General features: G+C 38.4%; 15 protein-coding genes. 3 read left to right on the top strand and 12 right to left on the bottom strand.

The window, feature by feature from the left end:
- The first annotated feature begins 453 nt into the window (after positions 1-453).
- Positions 454-1,890 carry an N-acetylglucosamine-specific PTS transporter subunit IIBC gene (gene nagE, locus B096_RS0105560; RefSeq protein ID WP_018579769.1) on the top strand — a complete coding sequence of 479 codons (1,437 nt, stop codon included), beginning with the start codon at positions 454-456 and terminating at the stop codon, positions 1,888-1,890.
- A gap of 47 nt (positions 1,891-1,937) precedes the next feature.
- Here nagE and B096_RS0105565 read toward each other — a convergent pair whose 3' ends face one another.
- The 10 genes from B096_RS0105565 to B096_RS0105605 all read right to left on the bottom strand — a co-directional run bounded on the left by B096_RS0105565 (position 1,938) and on the right by B096_RS0105605 (position 14,172).
- On the bottom strand, positions 1,938-2,792 hold the full coding sequence (locus B096_RS0105565; RefSeq protein WP_018579770.1) for a PRD domain-containing protein: 855 nt from the start codon (positions 2,790-2,792) through the stop codon (positions 1,938-1,940).
- 121 nt (positions 2,793-2,913) lie between these two features.
- The gene (locus B096_RS0105570; protein WP_018579771.1) at positions 2,914-5,496 is read right to left on the bottom strand and encodes a calcium-translocating P-type ATPase, PMCA-type; all 2,583 of its coding nucleotides are present in this window, start codon (positions 5,494-5,496) and stop codon (positions 2,914-2,916) included.
- 230 nt (positions 5,497-5,726) lie between these two features.
- A complete protein-coding gene (locus tag B096_RS0105575) occupies positions 5,727-6,206 on the bottom strand; it encodes a GNAT family N-acetyltransferase (RefSeq protein WP_018579772.1) in 480 nt (159 codons plus the stop codon).
- A gap of 68 nt (positions 6,207-6,274) precedes the next feature.
- Positions 6,275-7,369 carry a phosphotransferase enzyme family protein gene (locus tag B096_RS0105580; protein ID WP_018579773.1) on the bottom strand — a complete coding sequence of 365 codons (1,095 nt, stop codon included), beginning with the start codon at positions 7,367-7,369 and terminating at the stop codon, positions 6,275-6,277.
- 70 nt (positions 7,370-7,439) lie between these two features.
- Positions 7,440-7,607: a DUF6903 family protein gene (locus B096_RS09985; RefSeq protein WP_167317844.1), complete on the bottom strand. Its 168-nt coding sequence runs from the start codon at positions 7,605-7,607 to the stop codon at positions 7,440-7,442.
- A complete protein-coding gene (gene gnpA / locus B096_RS0105585) occupies positions 7,579-9,765 on the bottom strand; it encodes a 1,3-beta-galactosyl-N-acetylhexosamine phosphorylase (RefSeq protein ID WP_018579774.1) in 2,187 nt (728 codons plus the stop codon). The genes B096_RS09985 and gnpA overlap by 29 nt, the downstream gene beginning before the upstream one ends.
- A gap of 9 nt (positions 9,766-9,774) precedes the next feature.
- Positions 9,775-10,656, bottom strand: coding sequence for a carbohydrate ABC transporter permease (locus B096_RS0105590; protein ID WP_018579775.1), 882 nt, complete (start codon positions 10,654-10,656; stop codon positions 9,775-9,777).
- A gap of 8 nt (positions 10,657-10,664) precedes the next feature.
- Positions 10,665-11,561: a carbohydrate ABC transporter permease gene (locus B096_RS0105595; RefSeq protein WP_018579776.1), complete on the bottom strand. Its 897-nt coding sequence runs from the start codon at positions 11,559-11,561 to the stop codon at positions 10,665-10,667.
- Between the two features lie 88 nt (positions 11,562-11,649).
- Positions 11,650-12,966 (bottom strand): carbohydrate ABC transporter substrate-binding protein, encoded by a 1,317-nt coding sequence (locus B096_RS0105600; protein ID WP_018579777.1) that lies wholly within the window; start codon positions 12,964-12,966, stop codon positions 11,650-11,652.
- A 126-nt stretch (positions 12,967-13,092) separates the two neighbouring features.
- Positions 13,093-14,172: a phosphotransferase enzyme family protein gene (locus tag B096_RS0105605; protein ID WP_018579778.1), complete on the bottom strand. Its 1,080-nt coding sequence runs from the start codon at positions 14,170-14,172 to the stop codon at positions 13,093-13,095.
- Positions 14,173-14,305: 133 nt separating this feature from the next.
- On the opposite strand from B096_RS0105605, the gene B096_RS0105610 reads away from it, so the two are divergent.
- Positions 14,306-15,130, top strand: a complete 825-nt coding sequence (locus tag B096_RS0105610; RefSeq protein ID WP_018579779.1) for an AraC family transcriptional regulator — start codon at positions 14,306-14,308, stop codon at positions 15,128-15,130.
- Between the two features lie 134 nt (positions 15,131-15,264).
- Here B096_RS0105610 and B096_RS0105615 read toward each other — a convergent pair whose 3' ends face one another.
- Positions 15,265-17,028 carry an ABC transporter ATP-binding protein gene (locus tag B096_RS0105615; protein ID WP_018579780.1) on the bottom strand — a complete coding sequence of 588 codons (1,764 nt, stop codon included), beginning with the start codon at positions 17,026-17,028 and terminating at the stop codon, positions 15,265-15,267.
- A complete protein-coding gene (locus tag B096_RS0105620; RefSeq protein ID WP_018579781.1) occupies positions 17,015-18,757 on the bottom strand; it encodes an ABC transporter ATP-binding protein in 1,743 nt (580 codons plus the stop codon). Before B096_RS0105620 ends, B096_RS0105615 begins: the two co-directional genes overlap by 14 nt.
- Positions 18,758-18,838: 81 nt before the next feature.
- On the opposite strand from B096_RS0105620, the gene B096_RS0105625 reads away from it, so the two are divergent.
- The gene (locus B096_RS0105625; RefSeq protein WP_018579782.1) at positions 18,839-19,663 is read left to right on the top strand and encodes a MerR family transcriptional regulator; all 825 of its coding nucleotides are present in this window, start codon (positions 18,839-18,841) and stop codon (positions 19,661-19,663) included.
- Positions 19,664-19,684 lie beyond the last annotated feature (21 nt).

Below are 19,684 nucleotides of genomic sequence, written 5' to 3' on the forward strand. Positions count from 1 at the left end.
GTTCCAATGTTGACTTTAACTGTCTTTATTGTACGAAGTGGATGAACGTACGTCCTTAGTTTCTTCGTTCTTCGACAAAAACAGCTAAAAACAAACATTTAATAACACTGTTTAAAGATATCGACACTGTTTTTCGTCAATAGGTCATTTCAAAACAAGACTGTCGACATCTTAATCTATAGTCATAGATTAGCACAGGCTTATTACGATTCGGAGATTTCCACCCAGTTCTCATAATTTTGATTTCGGCCTATATTTTCTATCACATAAATACACACATTTATTTCACTTTTTATTGACAGCGGTTACAACGCGTGCTAATATGTGCTTGTAAGATAGGATTGTTACTGAAGAAGGCAAGACCTACAAATATGGCTTTACGCTATTTTTGTAGGTCTTTTTACGTCTTTGAAGTAATTTCCTCAATCATATAGAAAAGGAGAAGTGAATTATATGATGAAACATTTACAGAAATTAGGCCGTGCTCTTATGCTTCCTGTTGCTGTATTACCAGCAGCAAGTTTGCTTATGGGTATTGGTTATTGGATTGACCCTGTTGGATGGGGAGCGAATAATGTTCTTGCCGCATTCTTAATCGGATCTGGTAAAGCAATTATTGACAAACTTCCAATTATCTTTGCTGTTGGGATTGCCTACGGATTATCAGATGATAAAGATGGGGCTGCATCTCTCAGTGGTCTTGTTGGTTTCTTAATGATTACGACATTGCTTTCTGTGGGTTCTGTTGCAAACTTAAAGGGGATTGCACCAGAAGCTGTAAACCCTGCCTTTGGTAAAATTGATAATGCCTTTATCGGAATTATCTCTGGGGTAGTTGGGGCAATGATGTACAATAAATTTTCTAAAACAGAATTACCGACCGCGCTTGCATTCTTTAGTGGTAAACGTCTTGCACCGATCATGACTTCAGTGGTCATGATGCCAATTTCAATTGCTCTGCTTTATATTTGGCCTGTAGTATACGGTGGTTTAGTTGCATTTGGTACTGCCATCTCTGCGCTTGGACCAGTCGGTGCCGGACTCTTTGGATTCTTTAACCGTCTCTTAATTCCTACTGGATTACACCATGCTTTAAACTCTGTATTCTGGTTCGATACAATCGGTATTAACGATATTGGAAACTTCTGGGGTGGAACCGGAGTTAAAGGTGTCACCGGGATGTACCAAGCAGGATTCTTCCCTGTTATGATGTTTGGTTTATGTGGTGCAGCCCTAGCTATGTATCAATCCGCAAAACCTGAAAATAAAAAAGTTGTCGGTTCACTCATGCTTGCAGCTGGTTTCTCAGCATTCTTTACAGGGGTAACAGAACCACTCGAATTCTCATTTATGTTCGTAGCACCAGCACTTTACTTTGTACATGCTGTGCTTACGGGTATTTCACTCTTTATTGTTTCATCCTTTGGATGGACGGCAGGATTTGGATTTAGTGCTGGATTTGTGGATTTCTTCCTCAGTTCACGCCTACCACTTGCCAATAAACCTTATATGATTATTCTATTTGGTTTGATTTATTTTGCACTCTACTACGTCTTGTTCCGTTTCTTGATTGCTAAATTCGATCTTAAAACACCGGGTCGTGAAGATGTGATGATGGATGATTCAGTCTTGACTTCATCCGACAATAAATTTACTCACCAAGCTGAAGTCATTCTCAATGCACTTGGTGGTAAAGAAAACGTTAAGAGCGTTGACTATTGTACAACTCGCCTTCGTCTTGAACTCCATAACACTCAAGATATTGATGAAAAAGCCATCAAATCAACAGGTGCTGCAGGTATCGTAAGACCCGGCGGAAGCAGTCTTCAAGTTATCGTTGGAACAAATGTTCAATTTGTTGCTGATGAATTTAAACAGTTAATCAAATAACTTAGTACTTAAATAAGAAGTCGCTCTAAAAGAAAAAAACCGGTAAATCACCGGTTTTTCTTTGTTTCATTTTTCATGATTTGATAAAGATGAATCGCAAGGTACATGCGTTCATCCATAGAAAGTTCGTAATCGAAGCGACTGTTTACATATTGGTTAATCTTGGCAACACAATCGTTGTATCGCTTGAGCTTTGCAGCAATAAAGATGTTTAACTCACCGATACTTTCATCAATTGGATGTCCTGAACTCTGATTCCCAATAATACGTTGAGCAAGATACTTTAGATGTGTCGCAAGACGCGTATAAGCAGGTTGACTGGTATTGATTTCAACCCCAAGTTCACTTTGCACAATCGCCATAACATCTTTTAAAAACATCATCGTATTTTGAGCCTGATGTGAAATATTACCCTTACTTGCATTCACAATGTGCATGACGATATAACCAATTTCATCCTCGGCCAATTCCACGTTAAAACGCTTATTAATATGATTCAATGCCCAGCTCCCTACCTCAAATTCATCAGGATAGTACATCTTAATTTCTTCGCTAAAAAGTCCTGGTAGTTCGATTCCTTCCTGATGTCTGAGTACTGCATAATAAATATGGTCCGTTAAGGAAACGTTAATGCTATCACTCAATTCTGTATTTAAAACCGTATTTGCATGCTCAACAATAGCACGTGTAACTTCAAAATAATCAACCGGAATCTTGTTGACTAAGCGTTCAAAATCATCCCGACTGTCGCTCACCACTTTAAACATTTTCTCAATGCGTGCTGGATCGATTTCATCCCCTATTTTATGTTGGAAACCGATTCCTGAACCCGTAACAACCATGTCATCCCCATCAATGAAGGTTGCAACGCAGTTATTATTAAAGATTTTCGTTATATGCATATCAAAAACCCATCCCCTTTTTATAGGTTTATTATATCATAGACCCGCTTGTTTAAAGGTGAAAGTCACAATATGATAAAAAAAAGAGAGGTTTTCTCTCTTTTTAAATTTATACCTAAATTTAGTGTTTACCGTTGAGTTTTAGAAGTTTCATAATCTCCACAACAATCATCGGTACAAACATAAGTACAATTACGATCATCCAGTGATGACCATCTAGTGTTCCCAGTTTGAACAAGTCATTCAGTACCGGTACAAAGAGTACTGCAAGAATCATAAGACCATTAATAATCGTTGCATAAATTAAGTATTTATTCTTCCAAAATGATGTGAATACAGACTTCTCACTTGAGTGAATACTGTATGAATGAATCAATTGCGAGAAGGCAAGCACGATAAATGCCATTGTAGTTCCGGTTTCTGTATCTCCTACTGCCCAAAGACGACCTGAGCCGTACATGTAAGCAAAGAGTGCGGTACCCCCTACTACAACACCTTGGTAACCAATGCGCCATAACATGGATTTACTGATGAGTGACCCCGTACGATCCGGTTGGCGTTCCATGATACCATCTTCAGCACCATCAACACCCAGTGCCAATGCTGGCAAACTATCTGTTACAAGGTTAATCCAAAGTAAGTGAATTGGTAAAAGTGGTGCATCCCAGTCCAAGAGGACTGCAATAAGTAATAAGAGAAGCTCCCCGACGTTACATGATAGTAAGTATGAGATAGCTTTCATAATATTATCTTTTATACGACGACCTTCGCCAATTGCAGTTACGACAGTTGCAAAGTTATCATCAGTTAGAACCATATCCGCAGCACCTTTCGCAACTTCAGTTCCAACAATACCCATTGCAGCACCGATATCGGCACGTTTTAGGGCTGGTGCGTCATTAACACCATCTCCGGTCATCGCTACGATATCACCATGACGTTTCCATGCTGAGATAATACGCATTTTATGCTCAGGTGAAACCCGTGCATAAACACCGATTTGTTGAACTTGTTCATAAAGTTCATCATCGCTCATCGCATCCAGTTCTTTACCAGTAAGTACGAGTTGGCCTTCTTCAAGAAGTCCAATCTCACGTCCGATTGCGGATGCAGTTACCGCGTGATCACCGGTGATCATAACAACTCGGATTCCTGCTTTTTTACTTGTCTTAATAGCTTCTGTTACTTCTGGACGAGGTGGATCAATCATCCCTACCAATCCAACAAATGTAAGTTCACTTTCAATTTCCGATGCTTCTAAATCGGAATTGGTTACTGTTTTTTTCGCAAGTGCAAGCACACGAAGCGCTTTGACACCCATTTCTTGATTATGTTTTTGAATGCGATCAATATCCGCTTGCGTGATATCACGAACGCCATTTTCATCTTGATATTGCGTTACGACGGAAAGAACTTCATCCACGCCACCCTTAACGAATACAATCGATGAGCCATCAATTTCATTGATGGTACTCATACGTTTACGTCCTGAGTCAAACGGTACTTCGTTGAGTCGTGTATGTTTTTGAATGAGTCCGACTGCATCAAGATCTAAAGCCTCAGCCCATGCAGAAAGTGCGGTCTCAGTTGGATCTCCCAACCAATTTCCATCTACTTTACGCGCATCATTACAAAGGAGTAGACCGCGTGATAATTCATTGACATCACTTTCAGTCCAATGCTCTTTTACAGTCATAACATTTTGTGTTAAAGTTCCCGTTTTATCGGAACAAATAACCGTAGCTGATCCTAATGTTTCAACTGAAGGTAAATTACGAACAATCGCGTGACGTTCAACTAAACGTTGAACACCAAGTGCTAACACGATAGTTGCGACAGCTGGTAAGCTTTCAGGAACCACTGCAACAGCTAATGAAACTGCCGTTAAGAACATTTGTAAGAAATCATGATTATTAAGAACCCCAACGAGTAAGATGATACCGCAAGCAATAATCGCTCCAATACCTAAGATTTTACCCAATTGGTTTAATTGTTGTTGGAGTGGTGTAGGGTCTGATTTGGTTTCGGTTAACATAGTGGCAATTTTACCCACTTCTGTATCCATCCCTACCGCAACAACAACACCTTGTCCACGACCATAACTCACCATTCCTGATGAATAGGCCATATTTTTACGATCTCCCAATACTGCATCATCAGCACATACAACATCTGCATGTTTTTCTACTGGAACAGATTCTCCAGTTAACGATGCTTCTTGCACAGTTAACGAATTGGATTGTGTTATACGTAAATCAGCAGGAACTAAATCCCCTGCATCCATAACAACTAAATCTCCGACTACTACATCATGGGAATTAATTGTTTGTTCTTCCCCACCACGAATGACTTTCGCAGTCGGTGTTGACATATCTTGTAAAGCTTTCAGTGATTTTTCCGCTTTATCTTCTTGAATCATCCCAATTAATGCATTCAATGCAACAATCGCAAAAATTAAGATTGCATCTGCGTGTTCCCCAACAATACCACTGATTAAAGCAGCAACGAGTAGAATGACAATTGTTACATCTTTAAATTGATCTAACAAGCGCATCATAAAGCTTCGGCCTTTTGCCTCAGCGAGTTTATTCATGCCATATTTCTGACGTGATGCCTCAATTTGCGCATCATCTAATCCTTTGACGATATCCGTCTCGGATGCCACTTCTTCAAGTGACTTTGCATACCATTTTGTATCTTTCACAGGCTTCCTCCTTATACATTGGATAGTAAGTAAAATAAAAAGACCCTATCCGTGCCTCAAAAACTTGGATAAAGTCTCGAATTTATACACGTTCCGGACTCTAAAGTCGTGCTGACGAAACTGTGGACCTAAAGAATAGGCTTCTACTCCCTTTATGTATTAATAATACCAAATGCGCATAGGGGTGTCAAAGAGTTTTAGGTGAGAACAAAAGAAAAAACGTTGAATTATCAACGTTTTACTTCATAGATCATCCGTAGGGTTTTGAGTGGGTAACCATACAGGGTATCAGGAATGCACACTTTCTGTACAAATCCATATTTTTTATAGAATGATTCTGCACTCGCATTGCCATTCTCAACATCAACATAAGCATAGTCAATCGAATTTGGAACACGCTTTTCAATATAACTGAGTATTTCCGAACCGATGCCCGCACGTTGATGCGTTGGCAGCACGTAAAGTGCAACGATATAAAGATCATTATCGCGAATTTCGTAATTTCCAAAACCAACAATATAATCGTCCTGCACCGCAACTACTAGGGTTGTGGTTTCAATCCGACGCTCAAGTACGGTGGGTGCGTACGCATCTTCAATAAATCGATTAATTATATCAAGTGGAATAAGATCCTTGTAGGCCTCTTTCCACGTAATGGATGCAATCAAGCGAATCGCTTCTAAATCATCCATGGTAGCCAATCGTATCATTATGTCACCTTCTTTTTATAATCATTGTAACTGATATCACTTAAAATTCATAGTTTTCATAAAAACTTTCATAATTTACCGTTGAGATATTTATGACTGATTTGCTTAAGCGTATCCCAAGCATCGTCCATCTCCTGTACTAATTTAAACTGCGTTCGTGCTCGCACAAGATTATGTTCTGGATAGGCGGTTTTGAAATAAACATCACCATCTAGGTAATCCTTGAGGAACCGTAATCCACATTCAAGCGTCATCATTTTCGCACCTTCTGGAAACAACTCAATTTCTAAGTCCGATAAACTACCAGCCGATCCTTTGATAAATCCTGCAGTATACGCTTCATAATACGGGATGCTTAAGGTCACTTTATCAAGTTCAGGTTCATCTTCCAAAGCCGTACTTGCGCCAAAACGAATTGAATCACCAAAATCATCCAGTGAAAAGCCCGGCATTACCGTATCCAAATCTACCACGCATAATACTTCATTTGACTCTTTATCTAACAAAACATTATTAAGCTTAGTATCATTATGAGTAACTTTTAAGGGTAATTTGCCCTCGTGGTGTAAATCCCATAGCGTATGCGCAAAAGCTTGATGTCCGAGCACAAATTCAATTTCTTTTTCAACTAAATCTCGGCGACCCGCTGCATTACGAGCCACCGACGCAATGAAGTCTCGATAACGTTGCGGAGTATTATGGAAATCCTCAATTGTGTAGTGCAGTTGATCCACCGGAAAATCGGCTAAATCTTTTTGGAATGCTCCAAAAGCTACTCCGCTGTTATAGAATTCTTCCGCATTTTCCACAAGATTAAGTGACATCGAATTTTCAATCAAATCGTAAGCACGCCAAAAATTGCAAGACTGCGTCTGATAGACAAACGTATTCTGATGTGTCGGTACGAGATTTAATACTTCGCGGGATGCATCGCCACCACGCGCAAGGACTTTTTCCTTTATATGTTGGGTTACCAAATTCACATTATCCATTAACGCATTGGGATTTAAAAAGATTTCATGATTAATCCGTTGCAAGACATAACTGCCTTGGGTGCATACAACACGATACGTGTCGTTAATATGTCCGTTTCCAAAAGACTCTGTGCTCAATACATCACCCTTGAAACAAAAAGCATTTATTACTTCAGTAATATTCTCCATTTTTATCTTCCTTTTCATCCATTTTAAAGACCAAAATAACACCTGTGATCACAGGTGTTATTTTTAAATTCTAAATATAACGTTTATTATAGCGGTACAACAGGGAAAGCAGTAATCCCAATCCGACAAGCATCATCAACAGTGACTGCATACTAATTGTTTTTTGAAAATGGATAATCATCCAAAGTCCTAATACAAAGATGACACTGTTAGCGATCCCATTGAACAGTTTCTTCATGACGTTCACCCCACTTAATTTCTGATGGTTGTAGTGTTAATTCAATAGCTTCTCCATTCCCATTATAAAACATGGTTGTTTGAGTCTCATTGGTATTATTTAAAACCGCAATCGAGTGCGGATATACATTGACTTCACAATGAATATTTGAGGTAAAGAAGCGTTTCATCTGAGCTTCTTGGTTCATCGCATAGAAAATCGAACGATAGAGTATGCGCGTATTTTCAAAACTATAAGGCAAGCCGGACAGATAAACACCACGACCTTTACCAAATTGTTTTGCTGCCAAGGTTACGTTTTCATTTTCCATGGCAATAATTTCTGTTGCGGCGGTGCGTGCATAAACATTATTAATTTCTTCGCCAAAATTAAAGCTTCCTTCCAAATCTTCCGTAATAAAGTGAGCAGGTACCACATCTTTAAAGTATTTATCCGTTGAAAGGGTAAATCCTAATTCTTCATCCACGCCTAAGATATCATGAAGTTGGAAGAAGTGACCACCTTTTTCGTAAGCTGTTGGTTCACCGACACCAATAAACCCGTGTCCATCATAAACCCATTTACGAATCATTGCGACATATGCAGGATCATTCCAAACAGTATCTCCAGAGAATGCAGTTTTCGCATCACCCGCATTGATTAATACATCAATATCCTCTGGAATTCCGGATTGAATCTCATCAAAACTTAAGAAGCGAACGTCCACATCCATACCACTTAGGGATTCTAAGATACCAATGTATGAATAGATTTGTTTATAGTGCAATGCGTGCGCCACCATAAAGTTTTGCCAGCTTCGAAGTGAGCCCCAAGCGCTTAGAATCCCAACAGTCGCTTTAGTTTCAGGTTTCACACCTTCAATTTTGTTAATAATCGCTCTAAATTCATCCGCTGTTTGCGCTACATAGTCTACAAAAGTTGGGAATTTATAAGCAAGGCTAGGATATCCCCCATAACCAATTCGATTTAAGGGGCTTCGCATGAGTGCACGTCGCGCGCTAATCCAATTATCGTTTGCTTCTTTTAAGATTGCTTTATCATTACCTTCAAAAAATGTGTCAGGGAAGAAGTAAGGCAAGAAACGACCTTCTGTATATTTCACATGCGGGATATCAGAAATCAGACGTAAGGTCATTCCACCGCCGACACTCCCTACTACGGCATCCAACCCGATGGTATGGAAGTATTTCCCATAAGGTTCAACACCAATCCAGTTATCCCCTAAAAACATCATTGCTTCTTTGCCATAACTGTGGACTAAATCAACCATTGCTTTGGCTTGTTCAGCGACAAAACGCTGTTGAAAGTCAATATAGTCTTTATAAGCTTGTGTTGGCATTGCAAACGTTGAATTATAGTATCCATTGCGAATAAAATCTTCAGCCGTTAAACGGTAACCATACTCTGCTTCAAATGCTTCTAAAGCGCGGGGCGATACACTGGATCCATAACCAAACCAATCTACGAACTTCTCTTTACGTTGATCATTAAAGAACAACGTAAAGTGGTAATAGAAAGTCGTAAATCGAATCACATCTGTTTTGGGATTTGTTTCAAGAAAGGCTTGAAGTGTCTCCATCATAAACTGTTGCGAATGTGGTTGACGTACATCGAATGGAATTTCTTTTTCACGGTCTTTCCAGTCGTTTGTAATGTAGTTATACATTTGTGTTGGGTCCCAAATCATATAAGAAAGAAAGTTGACCGTATATTCGTGGAACGGTTCGGCCTGATGAAGTGTAACAACATCACGTGTTTTATCGACATCCCAAGTTGCGATATCTAAAACGGTATCACTGGTACGGTCAATAACTTGCCACCAAACTTTCGGGTCATGGGCATAATCTGGGGTCAATTGCTCACGAAGGAATCCTTCCATAAATGAAATTTCAAGCGTTGTCCCCAATGCAAGATTATAATCACTCATTAAGAAAATCTGTTGTGCTTCCGTAATATGTTGGGAGGCAAATTCATTTTGCCCTCGTGCTACAAAATATGTAGTATAAATATTTGCATCAAGATTTTTTAGATCATCATCCAACTTCGTTCCATCACTATCACGCAGGGCATCTGCACCCCATCGTTCCATTAAGTCCTTTGTTTCCTCTAGGAAATTATTTTGGCTGGGAAGCGTGACTCTCCCTTTTGTATTTTTCATTTCAGTCTCCTAATCTTTAACACCACCCAAAGTCATCCCTTGAGTGAGTTTATTTTGTACAAATATATATAAAATTAATGTTGGTAACATAACGATGACGAGCCCTGCATAAAGCGGTCCGGGATTTGCGGCTCCACGTGCAGCTTGTTGTAAGTTTATAAGACCTACGGGCAACGTCTTTTGGGCACCCGGCATTAGCGTTAAGGCAATAATATATTCATTCCAAAACGACAGGAAATTGAATAAAATAACCGTTACGATACTTGGTTTTGCCATCGGAATCATAATCTTCGTCATGGTTTGAAAATAAGTACATCCATCAATTGATGCTGCTTCTTCAAACGCCTTTGGTAAAGTTTTAAAATAACCGGATAAAAGATAGACAGTAAACGGCAGTGCGGTTGCAGCATAAACCACCGCAAGGGTAAAACGATTATTAATAAATAAACTCATATTCAATAAAGACTTACTGCCCTCATTCCATTTTAAGAGCATCAAGAAAATTGGAATAACGATATAGTTTACATTAATAAATAAACCGGCCATAAACAGTCCATTAATTTGTTTTTTGAATTTAAAATCAAATCGTGCTAAGACATAAGCGGCCGGAAGTGCGGTTATTAGAAGAATCGCAATTCCCATAAAAGTAACAAAGATTGAATTCAGGAAATAATCTCCCATTTTTGCTTCTTTAAAAGCAACCATAAAATTATTGAAATTGGCGTTTTGTGGTAATTTCCATGGGTTCATAAAAAATTCTGCTGGTTCTTTAAGCGATGCTAAGAATACCCATCCAATTGGAACCAGAATTGAAATTGTGAGTGCAATCAAAACCACATAAATAAATAATTTATAAGCTTTATCGGCACTCATACTTTGATGTTTCTTCATAAGGCCTCCTACATTTGGATTGGGTCACGTTCGGTAATCTTATTCACAATTGCGGATAAAGCAAACGAGAATAAGAAAATCATGACACCAATCGCCATCCCATAACCATAGGATGCATTATCATAAGCTTGTTTATATAAGTAGCTTAAGAAGACTTCACTTGAGCCTCCAGGTCCCCCACTGGTGAGAACTTTTACAAATAAGAAACTCATATTGATGGTACTAATAATAAAGAATGTAAGGGTAGTACGAAGATTCGACCAAATCAACGGCAACGTTATTTGGAAAAACTGACGTGTCCGTGAAGCCCCCTCAATCTTTGCAGACTCATATAGGTGCTCAGGAATACTGCTGATACTTGCCATATACATAACCATATAATAGCCAATAGCTTGCCATATCATCGCTCCTGCAACGGAGTAAAGCACAATATTAGGGTCTCCTAGGAATTGGATGTTTTTCCACGTATCGGGTTTAAACAAACGTATGATGCTGTTTAAAAGACCCCCTTGATCCACTGCGTAAATCTGTGCAAATATGGCCGAGATAATCGCGACAGATAAAATATTGGGGATGTAAAAGATAACACGGAAGAATCCTTTCCCTTTGATATTCTCGCGAACCAAGATGTTCGCAAAAATAACAGCAAATCCAAAGGTGATTAAAGTTACAACCACAATCAATAAGATTGAGTTTTGTACTGCTTGAATAAATTTTAAATCATTAAAGAGTATCTTGAAATTATTAAGACCCACGAATGTTTTCGTACTGGACAGCCCACCCCATTTAAACATCGACATCATAAAGATGTTGAGTGTTGGGTATACCATAAAGATACCCACGAGGATGAGTGCTGGTGTTAAACAGCCAATCACAAACCGTCTTTTTGCTTGTTTCTTATTCATATTCCCACTCCATTTCAAACCTTCTTAATAGAAGAGCGATAACACGGGTGTCATCGCTCCTTAAACATCTTATTTTTGTATAAACAAATTATTGATATTTAGCTACAGCTTCAAGAACTTCGTTATACCATTGTTCAGCTGTTTTTTGACCCGATACAACATCGTTTACAGTACCGTATAAGATACCATCCCCAGATGTTAGGTCGACACCTTCTACAGGATCTTTAGCTGCAAACCCTACAGATGAAGCGATAACGCCACGATCATAGATTGCATAGAAATCTTTTGTAAGTTCATCAGTAATAAGATCGGATGCACCTTTTACGGGTTGAATTGCATTGCCATTATTTGCAAAGAGTTCAACTGCCTTATCGGAGTACACAAAGGTTAAGAATTCTTTTGCGAGTTCAACATTTTTTGCACCTTCTGGAATGTACATTTCTTCAGCAAATGTAGTTGCATAGGTTGCATCCCCTTTTGCACGAACAGGCGCTGTTGTTAGGCCCCATTTAAAGCCGTCTGCATGAGGTGCTTCAGCCATCTCACCTGCTAACCATGTACCATTTGGAATGAAGAGTGCTTTATTATCTAAAACCAATTGTTGGTTCTTGGTAAATCCTTCACCATTTGCTTGGGCTACTGTATCTTCATGTGTATAAGTTAAGAGTTTACCTACTAATTCAAAGGTTTCTTTTACTTGAGGATCTTTCCACGTTTCAAGATCAAAGTTCATTAGTTTTTCGTATTTTTCAGGTCCAACCATATTATTTAAAATGGATGAGAAGAATGCATCAAAGTATCCTGTTGTTGGATATGTAAAGAGTGCAATACCTTCTGCTTTTGCTTGATCGCCTAAAGCAAACATTTCATCCCATGTTTGTGGGACTGTCCAGCCTTTTTCAGTCAATAATGTTTGGTTATAGAATAAACCTGTTGGTGCATAGAATACCGGTGCGAGGTAAGTTTTACCATCGCCGTATGGACTTGTACGTACGGTGTTTTGTACCCCAACGTTAATTTTATCTTTGAGTTTAACATCTTCACCATAAACATTCATTTCGAAAATGTCTGAAATATCCATAAGTTTCTTTTCAGAAATCATTGTATCCGTTAATTTTCCTTCGGATCCAATTGCGAGATAGATGACATCGGGTACATCACCCGATTGAATTTGAGGACGTAATACTTCCGCAATATTTTTTTCTAAAACTAATTCGACTTTTGTACCGTCACCCTTAGCTTCTTCAAATGCTTCTACGACTTTCTTAAATCCTTCAGTACCATATCCACTATTAAGTCCGGCTACTTTTAAGACTTTACCTTCCCCTGCGGAAGTATCGTCTTTCTTACCACATCCTGTTAGGACAAGTAATGCAGTAAGGCATACTACTAATATTTTTTTCATTTCCAGTTCCTCCCTGATAACTTCATTATAGATTAATGTAAGCGTTTAATCTTTCATGATATTGTTCTTAACTTATGGTATCTTGCTCTTTTATTATTTTTATTGGTTTTTCATAGTTCTTTTAATTTAACGTGATTTTAAATCTTCTAAAACCGTCTTTCCTATGGCTTCCATGCGGTCCCAAACATGCTCCATTTCCGCTACCAATTTAAACTGTGTTCGAGCACGAAAAAGGTTATGTTCAGGGTAAGCTGTTTTAAAATAGACATCCCCTTCAAGATAATCCGTAAGAAACCGCATCCCACATTCTAACGTCATCATCTTAGCACCGACGGGAAATAATGCGACTTCTAAATCGGTAAGACTGCCTTGAGCCCCTTCCAAGAATCCTTGAACATACACTCGATATAAGTCTAAATCAAAATGTACTTTATTTAAGTCGGGTTCATCTTCCATGGCGGTTGAAGCACCAAACCGTATGGAGTCACCAAAATCATCCAAAGCAAAGCCCGGCATTACCGTATCCAAGTCGATTACACAAACTCCAACTCCCGTCTTTGCATCCAATAAAACATTATTTAACTTGGTGTCATTATGTGTCACTTTCAAATCCAACAAGCCTTTCTTGTTTAAATCCCACAGTGTATGCATAAATGCTTCCCGCTCTTTCACAAACTGTATTTCCTTTTCACAGGTTTGACGGCGTTTTTGAATATCTTCTTGGACGACAGTGTTAAAACGTTCAAAACGTTTTGGCGTGTGATGAAAATCTTCAATGGTATAATGCAACTTCTCAACCGGGAATTTTGAAAGCAAGTATTGGAAGTTCCCAAAAGCTTTACCACTTTCATAAAAATCCTGGGGATCTTGAACTAAGTCGTATGAGATTGCATCCTGTATAAAGCGATATGCCCGCCATGAATCCCCCTGCGCGTCGATTGCCATGTCTTGCTGATCTTTCGTTGGGATTAGTGTCAAAGCTTCACGATCTCCTTGACGTTGTACCTGACTTTGAATAAAACGTGTCACATGTCCGATATTTTCCATCAATAAATCCGGTTGTTTAAAAACATGGGTATTAATGCGTTGCAGGATATAGAGTCCACCTGTTGTCTCCACGCGATATGTATCATTGATATGGCCATTGCCATAGGGTTCACACGTTACGACTTCCCCCTTAAATTGAAACTGTTTGAGTATGTTCATTACGATACCTCCTTGTCTTTTCATTATGACCATTGCCACATCCCGAAAGCAATTAAGATATTGGTTCTTACTTATACTATCTTGTTTATTTTGGTGAATGATAATATACTTGAACCAGTAAAGGGGATAAAAAATGGAAACAAAACATGATTTAACGAAACGTCTTAACCGTCTTAAAATGCTTTATATCGATAGTTCTCGGTTTGATTCTGATTGGCATTCAACCCTACATTCGCATCCGTTTGCGGAGCTAATGTACGTGGTTCGGGGAAGTGGCTATTTTCGCTTTGCCGATAACCTTAAACTACCCATTCAAACCGATGATTTAATTATTATCAATCCCAATGTCTTGCATACCGAATGCAGTGATGCGGAGGGTGGTCTTGAATACATTGTGCTTGGCATTGATGGTGTCGAGTTTTCCACAGAACAAAATGAACACCCAGGGGTGTCCATTCATAACTATCAAAATTACAAACATGAAATTCTTTTTTACCTTAAAGCCATCTTAGAAGAATCTAAATCTCATGATGAGATGTCTGAACTTATTGTAGATCATTTGCTGCGTGTTTTAGTCCTAAACACGATGCGTCGTACGACCTCCCTTTTGGATGTGGATACCGCCAATGCCGGAGAGAATAAGGATTGTATTTTCTTAGAAAACTATTTAAATTTACATTATCGCGAAAATATAACACTGGATCATCTTGCTTCGTTGACCTTTCTCAATAAGTTTTATTTATCGCATATTTTTAAAGAACAAACAGGCTTATCACCCATTGATTATCTCTTGCGAAAACGCATGATTGAAGCAAAAAAATTACTTACTAATACTGATTTATCCATTACACAGATTTCAGATATCGTTGGGTTTCGGTCCCCTTCTTATTTTTCTCAATTTTTTAAAAATGCCGAGTCCATTTCACCCAGTGAATATCGTAATCGACACACACTTTAAATACCCATCATCCTCTTTTAGAAATACATCGAGGTTTCTTTACATAAATGAGAAAAGCCGTCATCACATCGCTGTGATGACGGCTTCAATTATATTATAGCGATTTAAGCAACACTTCCCAATAAGAAGTATTTCTATTCTTGACCATCAGCAAATTGGCTGTTATAAAGGTCAGCATAGAAACCGCCTTTTGCCATCAATTCCTGATGATTTCCCATTTCAATAATATTACCATCTTTAACTACAAGAATCTTATCAGCATTTTTGATTGTTGAAAGACGGTGCGCAATTACGAAACTCGTACGGCCTTTCATTAACTCTGCCATAGCTTCTTGAATCATTGCATCAAGACGGGTATCGACGGAACTTGTTGCTTCGTCCAGAATTAAGATTTTCGGATCACTCAACAATGCACGTGCGATAGTAATTAATTGTTTCTCACCATTAGAAATGTTTGATGACTCTTCGTTTAGAACCATGTCATAACCATTTGGTAAGGTAGTGATAAAGTGGTGCACATTGGTTCGTTTCGCAGCGTCAATAATTTCCTCATCCGTTGCGTTTGGCTTACCATAGGCAATATTTTCTTTAATTTTACCACTGAATAACCATGTGTCTTGAAGTACCATTCCAAATAGAGAACGTAAATCATCCCGTTTCATATCACGAATATCAACACCATCAATTTTAATTGATCCATCATTGACATCGTAGAAACGCATTAGTAAGTTGATAATGGTTGTTTTCCCTGCACCTGTAGGTCCAACAATCGCAACCATTTCCCCTGGTTTAATTTCAACAGAGAGATCTTGAATGACTGGTTTTTCACCGTATCCAAAATATACATTTTCAAACGATACAGAACCTTCATAATCATCAATTTGAATAGAATGTTCAATATCATACACATCATCCGGTTCTTCAAGGTATTCAAAGACCCGGTCCATCGCTGCGATTGAAGCTTGGATGGTTGGTGCCATTTGAGTAATTTGCGAAAGCGGTTGGTTTACTTGCCAGATATAACGAATAAAGGCTTGTAATGCCCCAACAGCCATCGCACCCTCGATAATACGAATCGCACCCATATAGACTGCAATTGCGATTGCGATATACGTAATCATCGAAACACTTGGTGTCATTAACCCTGAGAAAAAGTTTGCTTTAAAGCCATTTTCACATAACTCTTCGTTTGCTTTTCTAAAGTCTGCAGTCGCATTTTCTTGATAGTTATAAAGTTTAATTTCGTTAAATCCTGTAAACTTCTCTTGAACAACCCCAAACATATTTCCTAAGACTTCTTGTTGGCGTGTAAAGAGAATTTGTGAACGTTTCATAATAAAGCGTGCTACCAAAATACTTAATGGAATAATTGCAATCCCAACAAGAGACATGGTGAAATCAATTGAAATCATCAAAATAACCGCGAAGATAATTCCTAAAATGGCCATTACAACTTGTGAGAAAGATTGTTGGAGGGCTCCAGAGAGCGCTTCAATATCCGTTGACATTCGAGCCATTAAATCACCAGCAGAATGTTGGTCAAAATAACTCACAGGTAGACGTTCCATTTTTTCCTTCACTTCCATACGCATATCATAGACTGCTGATTGAATAGCATCTGAGATAAGGTATTGAAGGAACAGACGTGATAAAGCATTCACTGCATAAATCACAAAGAGAATCGTGATAATACGAATAATAACATCAAATTGAATGTGTGCACCTGCGATGTTTAAACTGATGTCTTTAACATCACTTGCAAGTTGGGTTGTTACAAACCCTTCGATCATTGGTGCCGCTGCGGTTAAGATTGCCGCAATAAAGAGACACAAGACAGCACCTGTAAGTTTGAGTTTATAAGGCTTCAGAAAACGCCAGAGTTTTTTATAACTTTTCATACTTTGCCATCTCCTTTTCACTGAATTGAGACTCAGCAATTTGAATGTAAATTGGACAGTTCTTAATTAATTCTAAGTGAGTCCCTTGTCCAACAATTTTACCTTCATTTAAAACAATAATACGATCCGCATCCACAATGGAGCTAATTCGTTGAGCAACCACAAGCATGATTGCATCTTTTGTTTCATCTTTTAGGTTTTTACGAATGAGTGCATCTGTTTTGTAATCGAGGGCAGAGAAACTATCATCAAAAATATAAATCTCAGGCTTACGAACAAGCGCACGCGCAATACTTAGACGTTGTTTTTGTCCCCCTGAAACGTTTGATCCACCTTCACTAATCCACTCATTATATTTACCCGGTTTTTGTTCAATAAAATCTTTCGCTGAAGCAAGTTGAGCACTTTCTTCAACTTCCTTATCATCTGCGAATTCTTTTCCATAACGGATATTTTGAGAAATACTTCCGCTAAAGAGTAATGATTTTTGAGGAATAAAACCAACCTTGTAACGAAGGGAATATAAATCCCATTCACGTACATCAACACCATTGACTAAGACACGACCTTTGGTCACATCATAGAAACGAACAATCAGGTTAATAAGCGTTGATTTACCCGATCCTGTTGATCCAATAAATGCTACCGTTTCACCTTTTTTCGCTGTGAAGTTGATCTTTTCAAGAACATTTGCTTCTCCATCAGGATAGGCAAAGTCAACGTCCTCAAATACGATTGAAGTTTCTTCTGAACCTTCATGAACACCATTTTCAGGATTTTTAATAATTGGATCTGTATTCAACACTTCTTCGATACGACGTGCACTTACGGCAGCACGTGGATACATAATAAACACGACTGAGAATAAGAGCAGTGAGAACAATGCGTGGAATTGATATTCTAAAAACGCAACAATCGATCCGACTTCAAGCGTTCCTGCTTCAACCATTCCGGAAGCGGTCCACATAATTGTAAGTACGGATAATTCGAGAATAAAGAAGAACAGTGGTTCTGCACGTGACATAACACGGAATAATTTCTTCGAAACATCTGCATAATCTTTATTGATTTTTTGGAAACGTGCTGTTTCATGTTTATCTTTACGGAATGCACGAATAACACGAACACCAGTGATATTTTCACGGGTTACACGGTTTAGTGTATCCATTAGATTTTGTTGTTTACGGCTTAACGGTCCTGATAACTTACCAACAATTCCTACAACAATTAAGATAAAAGGAACACTTCCCGCCATAACAAACGCGAGACGTTGGTTGGTACGGTAAATCATCACCGAACTGAATAAAATCATAAACGGTGCATGAAGCCCCATCCGTAATAACATTTGTATAAATAATTGTAATTGGTACACATCATTTGACACACGCGTGATCAAAGATGATACCCCGATTTCATTATACTCAGAGTGTGAAAATTCTTGAGATTTTTCAAACATATCATTACGAATATCGCGAGTGATACGTGTAGCAATACGACTCGACGTATAATTAAGTAAGATAGTCCCCAAACCTCCAAGAATGGCAACTCCAAGGAGCAAGAAACCTTGGCTCTTAATTAAGTCCATATTCTGCGTTCCGACACCCTCATTAATCATGGTACCCATGATGGTTGGAATTCCCAACTCAACAAGCGCAAAGGCCAGAATTGCGACAATATTTAATAGAAACAATAGTTTATATTTCTTTAAATATCTAATAATTAATCTCATAGTTTTACCTCCTGTACATTTTTTTGCAACTGAACTATAATAAGGTATAAGGTAACCTTATAGTCAAGGAGAAATCGCACAATGAGCATAAAAAATGATAAACTTACCACCGGCCAATTCGCAAAACTCTGTCATGTTCCGAAACATGTTTTGTTTTACTACGATGAAATCGATTTATTTAAACCTGAATTCACCGATTTAAATGGCTACCGATACTATGCCTATCATCAATACTATGCCTTCATTGTAATCACATTCCTAAAAGATTTAGGCATGCCTCTCACAGATATTAAAGAATATCTGGATGTTCGTTCCCCCGAGAACCTTACCCATATTCTAACACAAAGAAGTCAAAAAATTGATGAACAGATTAAGAGATTGACGCTAAGTCAAAGTTTCATTAAACATACACTTGATTTGATGGATTTAGCAGCACAATCGAAGCCAAATACCTGCGAAATCAAAGTTTTACAGCCAGAATCTTTGATTATTAGCCGCCAAACCGTAAATTCAGATCCGCATAGTTTCCTCAAAGCTTATGTAAACTTTTGTATTGATAATGGAATCACGTTTACCAATTATGTTGGCTCGATTACATCAAAGCAAGCGATTCTTGAAAAACGCTATCGCGAGTTGGATTATCTTTATGCCATCTCCTTAGGTGATTTGGAGCATGTAGAGCTGTATGAGAAACCCAGTGGTACTTATCTTACATATTATCATCACGGTTCATACGATACCTTACATGTGGGTTATGATGCGATGATTGCCTATGCTGAAAAACATCGCTTTGAACTGGATGAAGCCTTTTATGAAAAATTATTAATTAATGAGATTACCGTAAAAACAGAAGACGAATTTATCATTGAACTTTCTGTACGAATTTTGGAAGATTGCATCGTATAGCAGGGTTGCTTTCACCTAAAA

The organism is Erysipelothrix tonsillarum DSM 14972, assembly GCF_000373785.1.
Taxonomy (GTDB): Bacteria; Bacillota_I; Bacilli_A; order Erysipelotrichales; family Erysipelotrichaceae; genus Erysipelothrix; species Erysipelothrix tonsillarum.

What these genes read in the sequence shown, in the direction of transcription:
- nagE (WP_018579769.1), top strand. Translation starts at nt 454, where the DNA reads ATGATGAAACATTTACAGAAATTAGGCCGTGCTCTTATGCTTCCTGTT.
- B096_RS0105565 (WP_018579770.1), bottom strand. Translation starts at nt 2,792, where the DNA reads ATGCATATAACGAAAATCTTTAATAATAACTGCGTTGCAACCTTCATT.
- B096_RS0105575 (WP_018579772.1), bottom strand. Translation starts at nt 6,206, where the DNA reads ATGATACGATTGGCTACCATGGATGATTTAGAAGCGATTCGCTTGATT.
- B096_RS0105580 (WP_018579773.1), bottom strand. Translation starts at nt 7,369, where the DNA reads ATGGAGAATATTACTGAAGTAATAAATGCTTTTTGTTTCAAGGGTGAT.
- B096_RS09985 (WP_167317844.1), bottom strand. Translation starts at nt 7,607, where the DNA reads ATGAAGAAACTGTTCAATGGGATCGCTAACAGTGTCATCTTTGTATTA.
- gnpA (WP_018579774.1), bottom strand. Translation starts at nt 9,765, where the DNA reads ATGAAAAATACAAAAGGGAGAGTCACGCTTCCCAGCCAAAATAATTTC.
- B096_RS0105590 (WP_018579775.1), bottom strand. Translation starts at nt 10,656, where the DNA reads ATGAAGAAACATCAAAGTATGAGTGCCGATAAAGCTTATAAATTATTT.
- B096_RS0105595 (WP_018579776.1), bottom strand. Translation starts at nt 11,561, where the DNA reads ATGAATAAGAAACAAGCAAAAAGACGGTTTGTGATTGGCTGTTTAACA.
- B096_RS0105600 (WP_018579777.1), bottom strand. Translation starts at nt 12,966, where the DNA reads ATGAAAAAAATATTAGTAGTATGCCTTACTGCATTACTTGTCCTAACA.
- B096_RS0105605 (WP_018579778.1), bottom strand. Translation starts at nt 14,172, where the DNA reads ATGAACATACTCAAACAGTTTCAATTTAAGGGGGAAGTCGTAACGTGT.
- B096_RS0105610 (WP_018579779.1), top strand. Translation starts at nt 14,306, where the DNA reads ATGGAAACAAAACATGATTTAACGAAACGTCTTAACCGTCTTAAAATG.
- B096_RS0105615 (WP_018579780.1), bottom strand. Translation starts at nt 17,028, where the DNA reads ATGAAAAGTTATAAAAAACTCTGGCGTTTTCTGAAGCCTTATAAACTC.
- B096_RS0105620 (WP_018579781.1), bottom strand. Translation starts at nt 18,757, where the DNA reads ATGAGATTAATTATTAGATATTTAAAGAAATATAAACTATTGTTTCTA.
- B096_RS0105625 (WP_018579782.1), top strand. Translation starts at nt 18,839, where the DNA reads ATGAGCATAAAAAATGATAAACTTACCACCGGCCAATTCGCAAAACTC.